Here is a 12,646-nt window from a genome sequence, read left to right as displayed (position 1 = left end):
GGCCGCCGGGACGCCGGGGGCGGCGCCGGCCCGGGTCAGCCCTCGCCGAAGACCCGGTCCACGACCCGGGCCGCCGCGTGCCCGTCGTCGAGCGGGCAGAACCGGTCGACGAACGACCGGTAGGACGGCTCGGCCCGGCGCGCCACCTCGTCGATGTCGAGGAGCGCCCCGATCACGTCGTCGGACCCGGTCAGCAGCGGGCCCGGCGCGGTCTCCTCGAAGTCGAAGTAGAAACCGCGCAGGTTGTCCCGGTAGCCCTCCAGGTCGTACGTGAAGAACAGCATCGGACGGCCGGTGTTCGCGAAGTCGAACATCATGGACGAGTAGTCCGTGACGAGCACGTCGGTGACCAGGAAAAGCTCCATGATCTCCGGGTACAGGGACACGTCGTGGACGAAGCCCTCGCCGACGATCGGCACGCTGTCGACCACCCGGGGGTGGCGCCGCACCAGGAGCACGTGGTCGTCGCCGAGCTTCTCGTACATCCGGCGCAGGTCCAGGTGCAGGTCGAGCTTGTGCTTGCCGCGCGTGTAGTACTTGTCGTCACGCCAGGTCGGCGCGTACAGCACCACCTTCTTGCCCTCGGGGAGGCCGAGGCGCCGCCGGGTGCGCTCCGCGATCGCCTCGCGGTCGGGCGAGAAGAAGATGTCGTTGCGCGGGTACCCGGTCTCCAGGACCTCCCCCTCGAAGCGGAAGGCGCTGCGCAGGATCGGCGTCGCCCACGGGCTCGGCGAGACCAGGTAGTCCCACTGCCGGGTCTCCCAGGCGAGCTTGTCGAAGTAGTCGCGGGACTTGCCCCGGATGTTCTCGATGTCGAAGCCGATCCGCTTGAGCATCGAGCCGTGCCAGGTCTGCACGACCACCTGGTCCGGACGGCGGTGGAACCAGGTCGGCTGGCGGGAGTTGGTGACCAGGTACCGCGTGCGGGCCAGCGCCTCGTAGTACTCCCGGCCCCGGTGGCGGACGGGCGCCAGGTCGTCGGGGAGGCGGACCTGCCCGTCGGCCACCAGCCACGACATCGGGTAGTCCGCCCAGCGCCCGCGGCCCCGGAGCTCCGCGTAGAGGCTCTGGGGGCTGTCGGAGTACTGGCGGCCGGTGTAGGTGTCGAAGAGGATGCCCTCGTCGACCGGCTTCTCCCGCTCGGCCGGGTAGAACGTCTCCCTCAGCTCGCGCTGGGCGAAGCTGCCGCGCTCGGCGGGGCGCAGGTCGCTGCCGACCCGGAGGACGGGGATCCCGCGCCCCTGGTAGGAGAGCTTGTAGGAGCGCTCGCTCGTCTGCATCTCCAGCGGCAGTCCCGTGATGAGCGCGTCGGAGAACTCCACCCCCACGTCCGTGGGGCCCTCCTCGGAGCCCTCCGCCGTGCCGCCCCGGACCCGGCCCCACAGCTGGTAGGTGCCCACGGGCAGGGACAGGTCCCCGGACAGGGTGGGGACGTCCGCCGGGGAGAACCTGGCCCCGAACCGGTTCCCGGAGCGCTCCACCCGCAGCCCGTGCTCCTCGTCGCGCCCGCGCGCCTTGGCGACCAGGCGCAGGTCGGTGCCGGCGGGGAACTCGCCCTCCAGGACGAGTGCGCGCCCCTCCCAGCGGGCCCCGTCCACGGTGGGCCGGGCGTGCCCGGCGCGCAGTCTCAGGTAACCGGTGGCGCCGCGCCGGACGACCAGCTCCTGGAGGGTGTCCTCGGCCGCGTAGGCGGTGGTGGCGACGTCGTCGGACATCACCAGGGGGACGGCCTGCCGGTCGGGGGTGACCAGGTGGACGTCCCACTCCTCCTGGCGGATCACGCCTCCGCACTCGCTGACGCTGCGGTCGAACAGCTCGTCGGCGCGGACCCGGGCGCTGAAGCGGCCGGCGTGCACGGTGACGGGGTGGGTGAGCGCCGCCGTGCCCGGCCTGCGGGTCAGTCGCAGCTCCGTGGCCTCGGCGGCGGGCGCGGACAGCAGCTCGCCCTCCAGCTCCAGTTCACCGGTACGGGGGTCGAAGCGGTGGGAGGTGACGCGGGCGCGGGCCTGCTCGACCCCCACGACCAGCTGCCGGTCCTTGTTCCAGTACGGGCGGACCCAGAAGTCCTCGTCGACCTGCTGGTATCCGGGGCGCTCGGGCGGACCGGAGACGGGGCCGGACAGGAACTTGCGCCGGGTGATGCCGCGGTTGAGGACGACCAGCTCGACCTTCCAGTCCCCGGGCTCCCAGCCGCCGGCGGACCGCAGCCGGCGCGGGTCCAGGACGAGGTCGAAGCCGCCGTAGTCGTGGCGGGCGGCGTCGATGACGTCGGGGAGCTTGAACTCGGCGGCGAGCCGGGTGCGGACCGGGATGCGCACCCGGCGGTGGGTGGCGGTGTTGACGGCGAACGCGACCACGTGCTGCTGCCAGCGCTTGCGGGCCCGGAGGTGGCGGATGCCGACCCTGCCGCTGATGTGCAGGCGCCCGGCCTCCCAGCGGACCTCCTCGGTCTTCTGGCGGACCCGGATGTCCTCGTCGAGCCGGTACACCTCGCGGGGCACGGCCTTCTCCGGGTCATCGGACTCGAAGAAGGGGTACCTGATGTAGTAGCCGAGACCGCGCCGGACGACGGTGGCCTTCTTGATCTCGACGCTCTTGGCGAAGGTGGCCACCTCCAGGACGTCGGCCACGCGCCGCTTGCGCACGAGGTGGTACAGGAGGCGCGCGAGGACGCCGAGTCCTCGCAGCTGCTGCGCGGGGACGTGGTCCAGGAAGTCGTTGAGCAGGTCGACCGCGGTCTCGCGGGCGTCGTCCTCCGCGTCGTCCAGCCTGAGGAGCAGGCTGTGGAGCTCGCCGTTGAGGAGGGTGCGGTCCCACAGTTCGCGGTCGGCGGTGGCCAGGCCCGCGGCGAGTTCGCCCATGGCGCGGATGCGGCGTTCGAGGACGTCCTTCTCCAGCGGGAGCCGGGCGTGCTCGCGCTCGCGCATCAGCAGGACGGGGCCGGGGAGGACGTCGACGGCGGTGGCGGCGAGGGCGGCGCGGCGCAGGCCCAGGTCGGCGTCGTCGGGGTGGAGGCCGTGGTCGGGCAGGGACTCCCAGAACCCCTTGCGCCAGAGCTTGTTGCCGAGTGTGGGGTCCGCGGCCAGGCCGGGGACGTTCCGGGGGTCCTCGGCCAGGCGGTTCCTGCCGCAGTAGCGCTTGTGCGCCCTGGAGGGGGAGGCGCCGAGCTCGTTGAACTTGTACACGTTGCCGACGACCAGGTCGGAACGGCTGTCGGCGGCGCTCTTCACGAGGTAGGACAGCGCGTAGCCGGTGAGGGCGTCGGAGCCCTCCAGGAAGAGCAGGTGGCTGCCGCCGGCGGCCTCCGCCCCGCGTGCGCGCGCGGTCGGCCGGTCGGGGGCCGGGTCGCCGCCCAGGAGTACGGCCCTGAGTCCGGGCGGCGGGGACTCGGCGAACGCGGCCGCCGTGGCGAGCCCGTCCTCGCTGACGGACTCGACGGCTTCGTCCCCCTGGTCGCCGTCCTCGGCCGGGACGTCGGGGTCGGCGTCCTCCGCGGCGTCCTCGTCGCCGCCGTCGGTGTCCGGCCCCGGGGATGTGGACCCGGCGTCGGCGGTGCGGGGGCGGTCGCCGTTTCCGGCGCGGATCGGGACGAGGACGACCTCGATGTCCGTGGGCGGCTCGGGAGCCGCCTCCCCGACCCGGTCACCGCTCTGTTGGCGGCTCAGGGAGTCGAGGCAGTTCTGCAGATGTGGCTCGGTGACGTCGAACGTCACGATGACAGTGGGTTCGGGCACGGAAGTTGACACCCTCCGGAGGGTTCGTTGCCGTGGGCAACGCGCGGGAACCGTCGGCGCGGGCCGCGTTTCTCAGACGACGAATAACTACTGAACGTAGGGGATGCGCGACCAAAAGTGTGCCTGGACCCGCTCTGCGGCGCGCTGCACGGGTCGGGGGAGACGTGCGGCCGCGGGGGCCGCGCCGGAGCCCAGCGGCGCGCCGGGGCCCTGCACTAGGGTCAGAGACAGAAGTATCACAGGCCCGGGGGCCCGGCGCCCACCAGCGCGGGGCGGGTGACCCGGGCGAACGGCACGAACCCCCTGTCGTCGGCACGACCCGGAAGCGGATACGGACAGCATGGCCCCTCCTGAGCACGGTGACGAGAAGCGGCGCGGCGACGGGGACCTCCCCCGCCCCGGGGAGCGGGCGGGCGGCGCCCCCGGCGCGGGACGCCTGCGGCGCGAGGTGGAGGAGCGCAGCGCGGTGCCGCTGGTGTGGTTGCACCAGCGTCCCCGCTGGCTGGCGCCGCTGGTGCTGGGAGCGCTCTTCCTCGCGGGGCTGGCGGCTCCGGGGTTCGTGGGCGCGGTCTGCCTTCTGCTGGTGGCGGTGTTCTTCGTGTGGCTGGCGTTCTTGACCTGGCCCTCCCTGACGGGTCAGCAGAAGGTGCCGCGCGTGCTCATGGTGGGGGTCGTCCTGGTGCTGGCGGTGGCGAGGACCCTGGGTTTCTGACCGGGGCCCGTCCTCACGGCACCTCTGTCACATTTTGACAATCATTTTCGTTTTCGCCATAATGACTAGGTGTCTGCCCAGTTCACGGACGTCGGAAGCGACGTACCGCCCGCCTTCCGGACCGTCGGGGCGCATGTCGCCTACGACGGCGTTCCCGTGCTCGACGGCGTGAGCATCGACATACCCGTCGGCCAGACGATGGCGGTCCTGGGCCCCAACGGCTCCGGCAAGTCGACGCTGATGCGCGCGATGCTGGGCATCGTGCCGCTCACGTCGGGGCAGGTCCTCGTGCACGGCGTCCCGCTGCGGCGCTTCCGCTCCTGGCGCAGGATCGGCTACGTCCCCCAGCGGCTCACCGCGGGGGGCGCCGTCCCCGCCACCGTGCGCGAGATCGTCGCCTCCGGGCAGGTCGCCGCGCGCCGCCGCCTCTCGTTCGCCACGCGGGCCGACCGCGCCGCCGTCGAGGAGGCCCTGGAGACCGTCGGCCTGGCGGACCGGGCCCGCGACTCGGTGCGCGAGCTCTCCGGCGGCCAGCAGCAGCGCGTCCTCATCGCCCGCGCCCTCGCCGGGCGGCCCGACACCTTCGTCATGGACGAGCCCATGGCCGGCGTGGACGCCGAGAACCAGCGCGCGCTCGCCGGCACCATCGCCCGCCTGCGGGACCTCGGCGCCACCGTGGTCCTGGTCCTGCACGAGCTGGGCCCCCTGGAGGACGTGATCGAGCGCGCCGTGGTCCTGGAGTCGGGACGCGTCGCGCACGACGGCAGCGCCCCCGAGCCCACCGGCGAGTGCGCCCGTCCCGGCCACGAGCACCAGCACCCCCACCCCGACCCCAACGACCCGGCGAGGGCCGCCACCGAGACCGCCCCCGCCAACCTGATCCGACTCGAGGTCCCCGGCCGTGACTGAACTGCTCCAGTACGAGTTCATGCGGCGTGCCCTGGTCGCCGCCGTGCTGGTCGGCCTCGTCGCCCCGATCATCGGCACCTACCTCGTCCAGCGCCGCCTCGCCCTGCTGGGCGACGGCATCGGCCACGTCGCGCTGACCGGCGTGGCGCTGGGCCTGCTCACCAGCACCTCCCCGGTGCTCACCGCGGCCGTGGTGGCGACCGCGGGCGCCGTGCTCATCGAGATCGTGCGCGTGCGCACCCGCACCAGCGGCGACGTGGCCCTGGCCCTGCTGTTCTACGGCGGCATCGCGGGCGGGGTGCTGCTCATCGGCCTCACACCGGGGGCGAGCAACGCCACCCTGGTCTCCTACCTGTTCGGCTCGGTCAGCACCGTGGAGGAGGCCGACCTGTGGGTCGTGGGAGTCCTGGCCGCGGGGGTGGTCGGCGTGGTCGCGGTGTTCGGACGCGAGCTGTTCGTGCTGTGCCAGGACGAGGAGGTGGCGCGGGCCCACGGGCTCCCCGTGCGCTTCCTGAGCGTGCTGCTGGCGGTGACCGCCGCGCTGACGGTGGTGATCGCCATGCGGGTGGTGGGGGTCCTCATGGTGAGCGCCCTGATGATCGTCCCGGTCGCCGCCGCGCAGCAGCTGACCAAGAGCTTCCGGGTGACCATGCTGCTGGCCGTGGCGATCGGGCTCCTGTCCTCGCTGGGCGGGCTGACCACGTCGTTCTACGCAGATCTGTCGCCCGGTGCGACGATCGTCCTGCTGGCCCTCGCCGTCTACGGCGCGGCGGTGGCGGCGGGCGGCGTGCTGCGCCGCGCTTCCGGAGCGCGTTCCCCGCGGGCCCACGGGCCCGGAGCGGGGGTTCCGGCCGGTACGATGCCCCAGACTGATCGGGGGAGGGTGAAACCATGAGTACACGACGCGACGCGGTCCGCCAGGCGCTGACCGAGTCCACAGGCTTTCGCAGCGCCCAGGACCTGTACGCCGACCTGCGCGCCGACGGTTCCAAGATCGGGTTGACCACCGTCTACCGCGCTCTGCAGGCGCTGAGCGACTCGGGTCAGGTCGACGTCCTGCGGACCGACGACGGCGAGGCCGTCTACCGGGCGTGCGACACCGAGAGCCACCACCACCACCTGGTCTGCCGGGTGTGCTCGACCGCCGTGGAGATCGAGGGCCCGGCCGTGGAGAGGTGGGCGGTCGAGATGGGCGCCAAGCACGGCTTCACCGGTGTGACGCACACCCTCGAGGTCTTCGGCACCTGCGCCCGCTGCTCCTGAGCCGGCTCCGCACCGCCGGCCCCGCCCGGGCCCCGGGCGTCCGCGGACCGGGCCTCCTCGCAGGGGCCTCCCGGCGGCGGGCCCCGGAGCGGTCCGGGACCCGCCGCCGGACCGTGCGGGCGTCCGCGCCGCCGCTCAGTCGCGGTGGACGCGCAGCGGCTCCAGGACGGGGCGCTTGGCACTCACGTTGTCACCTGACGAACGGCCGGTGAGCCGCCGGTGGATCCACGGCACCAGGAACTCGCGCGCCCAGTGCAGGTCCTCCTGCCGGGCCGTCCGCCAGTCGCGCGGCGCGGCGGGCGGCCACGGCTCGTTCCAGTCCGTGCCGGTCGGCACGCCGAGGACCTCGCACACGCGCAGGGCGAGGCGGCGGTGGCCCTCCGAGGACAGGTGCAGGCGGTCCCAGTTCCAGGCCCTGGCGTCGTCGAGGACCCGCATGCTCCACACGTCCACCACGTCGCACCCGTAGCGGTCCGCGATGGCCCGCAGGTGCATGTTGTAGGTGGCGATCTTGCCGCGCATGTGCCGCATCACCGGCTGCCAGTTGGTGTCGAACCCGGTGAAGAGGACGATGCGCGCGCCGGTCCGGCTCAGCTCCTCGACCGCCCCCGCGAAGGCCACGGCGACGGCGTCGGGGTCCGCCCCGGGGCGGATGATGTCGTTGCCGCCCGCGCACAGGGTGATGAGGTCGGGCGACAGCTCGACGGCGCGGGGGATCTGCTCGTCGATGATCTGGTGCATGATCTTGCCGCGCACGGCGAGGTTGGCGTAGCGCACCTCGGCGACGTGGTCGGCGAGGTGCTCGGCCACCCGGTCGGCCCAGCCCCGGTAGCGGCCGTTGGGCACGGCGTCGCTGTCCGGGTAGGGGTCGCTCATGCCCTCGGTGAAGCTGTCACCGAGGGCGACGTAGGACAGGATGTCCCCGCTCGTCAGATCCTTCGTCCCAAAACCGCTCATAGTGCACGATGATCCATCCCCACCCCCGGGTTACGCGACAGTAGGTTGCCGTTCGCGCACGTATTGGGTGGCACGTCACACCGTGAGCGGTGCGGCGGAGGGGCCGGGCCGGTCAGCGGTCCTTCGTGACCGGGGTCAGCTCCGGGCGCTTGGCCGTGACCGTGTCGCCGGACGAGCGTCCGGTCAGGCGGCGCCCGATCCACGGGCCGAGCGAGTCCTTCACCCAGGTCAGGTCGTCCCGGCGGGCCTGCCTCCAGGGCACCGGCCCCTGCTCGGGCCACGGCTCGTCCCAGCGGTCGGCGACCGGCACGCCCAGGACCTCGGCCGCGCGCAGCGCGAGGCGGCGGTGCCCCTCCGGGGACATGTGCAACCGGTCCTCGTCCCAGGCGCGGGAGTCGGTGAGCGCGTCCATGGACCACTGGTCCACCAGGAAGCAGCCGTGCTTGTCGGCGACCGCGCGCACGTGGAGGTAGTAGCGGGCGAACAGGCCGATGGTGCCGCGCATGTAACCGGTGGTGACGTTCACCCCCGTGAACAGCACGACCTGGCTCCCCGCGGCACGGAGGCGGCCCACCGTGTGGTCCAGGATGCGGGCCATCCGCTCGGGGTCCCCGCCGGGGCGCAGCAGGTCGTTGCCGCCGGCGCTCAGCGTCACCAGGTCGGGGGCCATCGCCAGGACCGGCGGGACCTGGTCGGTGACGATCTGGCGCATCAGCTTGCCGCGCACCGCGAGGTTGGCGTACCCGATCTCCCCCACGTGGTCGGCGAGGTGTTCGGCCAGCCGGTCGGCCCAGCCGCGGAACCCCTCCCCGCCCGGGTACGGGTCGCCCACGCCCTCGGTGAAGCTGTCCCCCACCGAGACCAGCGACATGCCCTGCCTGACCAGGGGTTCTTCGGAACCCGACATCACTTCTCCTCCCCAGCTACGGCGTTGGGCAGGGCGCCTCCGTAGCGGCGGTCCCTGCTCGCGTAGATCTCACATGCCCGCCACAGGTCGCGGCGGTCGAAGTCGGGCCAGAGCGTGTCCAGGAACACGAACTCGGCGTAGGCGGACTGCCAGAGGAGGAAGTTGGACAGCCGCTGCTCCCCGGAGGAGCGCACGAACAGGTCGACGGGGGGCACGTCGGGGGCGTAGAGGTGCCTGGCGAGGGTGTCCTCGGTGATCTTGTCCGGGGAGAGCCGCCCCTCCGCCGCCTCGCGGGCCATCGCGCGGGCCGCGTCGACGATCTCCGCCTGGCCGCCGTAGTTCACGCAGAACTGCAGGGTCAGGCCGGTGTTGTCCTTGGTCATCTCCTCCGCGTCGCGGAGTTCCTTGATGACGCTCTTCCACAGGCGCCCGGCGCGCCCGGCCCACTTGACGCGGACCCCGCGCGCGTGCAGCTCGTCGCGGCGGTTGCGGATGGTGTCGCGGTTGAAGCCGAGGAGGAAGCGGACCTCGTCGGGCGACCGCTTCCAGTTCTCGGTGGAGAAGGCGTAGGCGGAGAGGTGGGAGACGCCCATCTCCAGGGCGCCCTCGATCACGTCGAAGAGGGAGGACTCCCCCGCCTTGTGCCCCTCGGTGCGCGCCAGTCCGCGTTCCTTGGCCCAGCGGCCGTTGCCGTCCATGACGACGGCCACGTGCCTGGGCACGAGGGCGGCGGGCAGCTCGGGGGGCCGCGCGCCGCTGGGGTGCGGGACGGGCGCGGCGTACTCCCGGCGTTTACCGGTGTCGAAGCTGAACAGACTCAAGAACGCTCCACATGGCGCAGTGATCGGATTCCGTTTTCCAGGTGCCACTGTAGGTAGGCCGCGACCAACCCGCTGCACTCGGAGCGGTGCCTGCCCTCGCTGGCGTCCGCGCTCTCCCAGTCCCCCCCGAGCAGGGCCGACATCAGCCGGAACGTGTCGGGGGACGGGTGCACGGAACCGTGGGGGCGGCACACCGAGCAGACCATACCGCCGGCGTGGACCGCGAAGGCGCGGTGCTCCCCCCGGCTGCCGCAGCGGGCGCACCCGTCCAGGGCCGGCGCGTACCCGGCGACGGCGAGCGACCGGAGCAGGTAGGCGTCCAGGACCAGCCGGGAGTCGTGGGAGCCCTCCCCCAGGGTACGCAGTGCGCCGATCAGCAGCAGGAACTGGCGCAGCGCGGGGTCCTTCTCCACGGAGACGACCTTCTCCGCGGTCTCCAGCATCGCGGTGGCGGCGGTGTAGCGGGCGTAGTCGGAGACGACGGCCTCGCCGTAGGAGCGGAGGGTCTCGGCCTGGGTGATGACGTCCAGCGTGCGACCGGTGTGGAGCTGCAGGTCGACGTGGGTGCACGGCTCCAGGCGCGCGCCGAAGCGGGACTTGGTGCGACGGACCCCCTTGCCGACGGCGCGGACCAGGCCGGTGCGCCGGGTCAGGAGGGTGACGATGCGGTCGGCCTCGCCCAGCTTCTGGTTGCGCAGGACGACACCCTCGTCGCGGTAGAGACTCACCCCCCCATTGTCGCGGATGCCACCGACCACCCGGGCTGCCCGACCTCTCCCCACAGACCCCGACGTGACCTGCTTTATTACGTTTTGGATTCCCTTTTTGCTCGCTTTGCTCTACTCTCACGCGCTAGGACGCACCTCACCGGGCCTGCCGCCCTTCCCCCGCGGCGTCCGGAGTCCCCCGCGCGCACGCGCTGCCCCCCGGGCACGGGTCACACAGAACTCACGTGCCCATGGGCACGGGCAGAGCCGGCCGGGGGAAGGACCAACACCCCGGCCGCGGTCACGGACCGGCAGGTCCGCGGGCGTGTCCACCCGATTCCCGTCACGGAGGAGAGCGATATGGCGCGTGGTCGCCGAGGCAAGCGCCGGATGAGCGCTCGCGAGAACCGCTCACGGAAGGACGGGCGGCGCCGCCGCCCGGTACCCCTCGCGGTGGCGCTGGCAGCGATACCGGTCGGCCTGACCCTGGCAGGAGCACTGCTGGTCACCGGGGCGGGCGAGAGCCTGAACCCGTTCCGGGACACCGCGGACGAGACCCTGGCGACGGGTCGGATCGGTGACGCCGTCGCCGACGGCTCCGCCGTGCCGGAGGCCTCCGCGGACGACGACTTCTTCGCGTCGCCCAGCGCGCCGCCGCAGGACCGGCCGTCGCCGTCCGGCGCGGGCGGGCCGCAGAGCGCCGACGTGACGGCCTCCTCCGTCCCCGAGGAGGCGCGGGAGGACGGGAGCCCGTCCGGCGGGGGCGGCGGTGGCGGCGGGAGCGACGACGGCGACGGCGAGCGCCGGGGCCGCGGCGGCTCCGGCCCCTCCTCCGCAGGGGGGTCGGTCGACCGGGTCGTGACCCTGGTCAACGGGGAGCGCGCCTCCGCCGGGTGCGACCCGCTCACGGTGGACCCGCGGCTCACCGCCGCCGCCCAGGAGCACAGCGAGGACATGGACCGGCGCGACTACATGGGTCACGAGAACCCCGAGGGCGAGGGCCCGGCCGACCGCGCCCTCCGCCACGGCTACGACGCGTGGGGCGCGGAGAACGTCGCCAAGGGGCAGACGAGCGCCGCCCAGGTCATGGACGCCTGGATGGGCAGCCGGGGCCACCGCGACAACATCCTCAACTGCGACCTGGTGGCGATCGGCGTGGGAGAGTCCGGCAACGCCTGGACCCAGAAGTTCGGCTGGGAGTAGGCCGGGCACGGCTGCGGTCCGCGCTCCCCCGGGGCGCGGACCGCCGTCGTCGGAGGCCCCGGCGCCGGCTCCCCGCACCGCGCACGGGGGGACCGCGCCGCGCGAACCCCTACCGCCACGGCTCTCCCGCGCCCTACCCTGGCCCGGTGCCCCCTGTCACGCGGCCCGCGACCGCCGAGGACCTCGACGCCGTGCTGTCCCTGCTCGGCGAACTGCCCCCCGACGCCCCGCCCCTCACCGCGGCCTCGGCCGCGCGGATCTGGTCGGAGGTCTCGGGCCAGGAGGGGCGGACCCTGCTGGTCCACGAGCGCGACGGGATCGTCGCCGGGACGGTGGACTGCCTGGTGGTGCCCTGGACGTTTCGGGACGGGCGGCCGGTGATGCTCGTGGAGAACCTCGTGGTCGCCGAACGGCACCGGCGCTCGGGTGCGGGACGCTCCCTGATCCGGTCGGCGGAGCGCCTCGCGCGCCGCGCCCGCTGCCACAGGATCCAGCTGCTCGCCGCCGGCGACGCCTACGTGCACGCGTTCTACCGCGCGTGCGGCTTCGTGTCCTGCGCGGACGGGTTCCGCAAGCACGTCCCCTCCTGGACCGTCGGAGCCTCCCTGTAACCTGGTCCGTCGCCGCGCCTACCCCGCGGTGTGACGGAGGGGTCCCCCGATGCGTGAACTGAGTGAGCTGGTCGAGGTCGAGGAGCCCGCCTGGCCCGTCCTGACCGAGCGCCTGGCCGGCAGCGCCGCGCCGGTGCGCGTGCTGCCGGTCGACCCCGTCGCGGGCCGGACCTGCCTGCACCGGCTCCAGGTGACCGCCCGGTCCTTCCTGGGCGCGATGGCGCTGGAGTGCGGCGGCCTGGTGCTCGACGGGGGCTGGCTGCGGGTGCACGGCGGGGGCGGCCCCGACCTGCGGGGGCTGGGCGAGGTCAACGACCTGAGCGCGGCCGTGGTCTTCGGCCCGCCGCTGCGGCTGGTGGTGGGGCACGACGTGCTGGGCGGGGTGTTCGCCCTGAACGGGCCGGGCTCCGAGGGCGCGGAGCACCCGGGCAGGCCCGGTGAGATGGTGTACTTCGCCCCCGGCTCCCTGCGGTGGGAGCCGATGGAGACCACGTACTCCTCGTGGCTGCTGTGGATGCTGGCGGGCAACCTGGAGGGGTTCTACGAGGGGTTGCGCTGGACCGGCTGGCGCGAGGAGGTGGAGGGTCTCGGCCTCGGACAGGGGTTGGCGGTGCGGCCCCGGCCCCGGTCCGGGGAGCAGACCCCGGCGGACCCGGCCGCCGCCTCCCGCAGAGCGGTCCCGCTGGGCGAGCTGACCGCGGCGCACCGGGATCTGTGCGCCGCCCGGGGCCTGCCCGACCCCGGACCGTTCGGCCTTCTCTGAGGGGCGTCCCGCCTCCGCGTGCGGCAGCTCCCGGGGGGCCGGGGCGGGCGCTGCCGCGC

At 73.5% G+C, this 12,646-nt stretch carries 12 protein-coding genes; 7 read left to right on the top strand and 5 right to left on the bottom strand.

Annotated elements, in window-relative coordinates; translation table 11 throughout:
• Positions 1 to 35: 35 nt before the first annotated feature.
• On the bottom strand, positions 36 to 3,734 hold the full coding sequence (locus ACWGL3_RS26135) for a CDP-glycerol glycerophosphotransferase family protein (protein WP_452461904.1): 3,699 nt from the start codon (positions 3,732 to 3,734) through the stop codon (positions 36 to 38).
• A gap of 340 nt (positions 3,735 to 4,074) precedes the next feature.
• Between ACWGL3_RS26135 and ACWGL3_RS26130 the strand changes: the two genes are divergently transcribed.
• From ACWGL3_RS26130 to ACWGL3_RS26115, 4 genes are all read left to right on the top strand, one after another.
• The gene (locus ACWGL3_RS26130) at positions 4,075 to 4,446 is read left to right on the top strand and encodes a DUF6703 family protein (RefSeq protein ID WP_267945953.1); all 372 of its coding nucleotides are present in this window, start codon (positions 4,075 to 4,077) and stop codon (positions 4,444 to 4,446) included.
• A gap of 69 nt (positions 4,447 to 4,515) precedes the next feature.
• Positions 4,516 to 5,355, top strand: a complete 840-nt coding sequence (locus ACWGL3_RS26125) for a metal ABC transporter ATP-binding protein (protein WP_267945954.1) — start codon at positions 4,516 to 4,518, stop codon at positions 5,353 to 5,355.
• The gene (locus ACWGL3_RS26120) at positions 5,348 to 6,250 is read left to right on the top strand and encodes a metal ABC transporter permease (RefSeq protein WP_267945955.1); all 903 of its coding nucleotides are present in this window, start codon (positions 5,348 to 5,350) and stop codon (positions 6,248 to 6,250) included. Before ACWGL3_RS26125 ends, ACWGL3_RS26120 begins: the two co-directional genes overlap by 8 nt.
• Positions 6,247 to 6,618, top strand: a complete 372-nt coding sequence (locus ACWGL3_RS26115) for a Fur family transcriptional regulator (RefSeq protein WP_267945956.1) — start codon at positions 6,247 to 6,249, stop codon at positions 6,616 to 6,618. The genes ACWGL3_RS26120 and ACWGL3_RS26115 overlap by 4 nt, the downstream gene beginning before the upstream one ends.
• A gap of 135 nt (positions 6,619 to 6,753) precedes the next feature.
• On the opposite strand, the gene ACWGL3_RS26110 is transcribed toward ACWGL3_RS26115, so the two are convergent.
• From ACWGL3_RS26110 to recO, 4 genes are all read right to left on the bottom strand, one after another.
• Positions 6,754 to 7,575 (bottom strand): SGNH/GDSL hydrolase family protein, encoded by an 822-nt coding sequence (locus ACWGL3_RS26110; protein ID WP_267945957.1) that lies wholly within the window; start codon positions 7,573 to 7,575, stop codon positions 6,754 to 6,756.
• Between the two features lie 112 nt (positions 7,576 to 7,687).
• The gene (locus ACWGL3_RS26105) at positions 7,688 to 8,482 is read right to left on the bottom strand and encodes an SGNH/GDSL hydrolase family protein (protein WP_267945958.1); all 795 of its coding nucleotides are present in this window, start codon (positions 8,480 to 8,482) and stop codon (positions 7,688 to 7,690) included.
• Complete coding sequence (locus ACWGL3_RS26100) at positions 8,482 to 9,303, bottom strand: isoprenyl transferase (RefSeq protein ID WP_267945959.1); 822 nt, start codon at positions 9,301 to 9,303, stop codon at positions 8,482 to 8,484. Before ACWGL3_RS26100 ends, ACWGL3_RS26105 begins: the two co-directional genes overlap by 1 nt.
• Positions 9,300 to 10,031 carry a DNA repair protein RecO gene (gene recO / locus ACWGL3_RS26095; RefSeq protein ID WP_267945960.1) on the bottom strand — a complete coding sequence of 244 codons (732 nt, stop codon included), beginning with the start codon at positions 10,029 to 10,031 and terminating at the stop codon, positions 9,300 to 9,302. Before recO ends, ACWGL3_RS26100 begins: the two co-directional genes overlap by 4 nt.
• Before the next feature lie 369 nt (positions 10,032 to 10,400).
• On the opposite strand from recO, the gene ACWGL3_RS26090 reads away from it, so the two are divergent.
• The 3 genes from ACWGL3_RS26090 (at position 10,401) to ACWGL3_RS26080 (ending at position 12,587) form a co-directional block, all read left to right on the top strand.
• Positions 10,401 to 11,213 carry a CAP domain-containing protein gene (locus ACWGL3_RS26090; protein WP_267945961.1) on the top strand — a complete coding sequence of 271 codons (813 nt, stop codon included), beginning with the start codon at positions 10,401 to 10,403 and terminating at the stop codon, positions 11,211 to 11,213.
• Between the two features lie 146 nt (positions 11,214 to 11,359).
• The gene (locus ACWGL3_RS26085; protein ID WP_267945962.1) at positions 11,360 to 11,824 is read left to right on the top strand and encodes a GNAT family N-acetyltransferase; all 465 of its coding nucleotides are present in this window, start codon (positions 11,360 to 11,362) and stop codon (positions 11,822 to 11,824) included.
• 49 nt (positions 11,825 to 11,873) lie between these two features.
• On the top strand, positions 11,874 to 12,587 hold the full coding sequence (locus ACWGL3_RS26080; protein ID WP_267945963.1) for a DUF2625 family protein: 714 nt from the start codon (positions 11,874 to 11,876) through the stop codon (positions 12,585 to 12,587).
• The last annotated feature ends 59 nt before the right edge of the window (positions 12,588 to 12,646 follow it).

Source organism: Nocardiopsis sp. NPDC055824 (assembly GCF_053616335.1).
The sequence above is the reverse complement of the archived record's forward strand: the minus strand, read 5'-3'. Positions and strand labels throughout refer to the sequence as shown.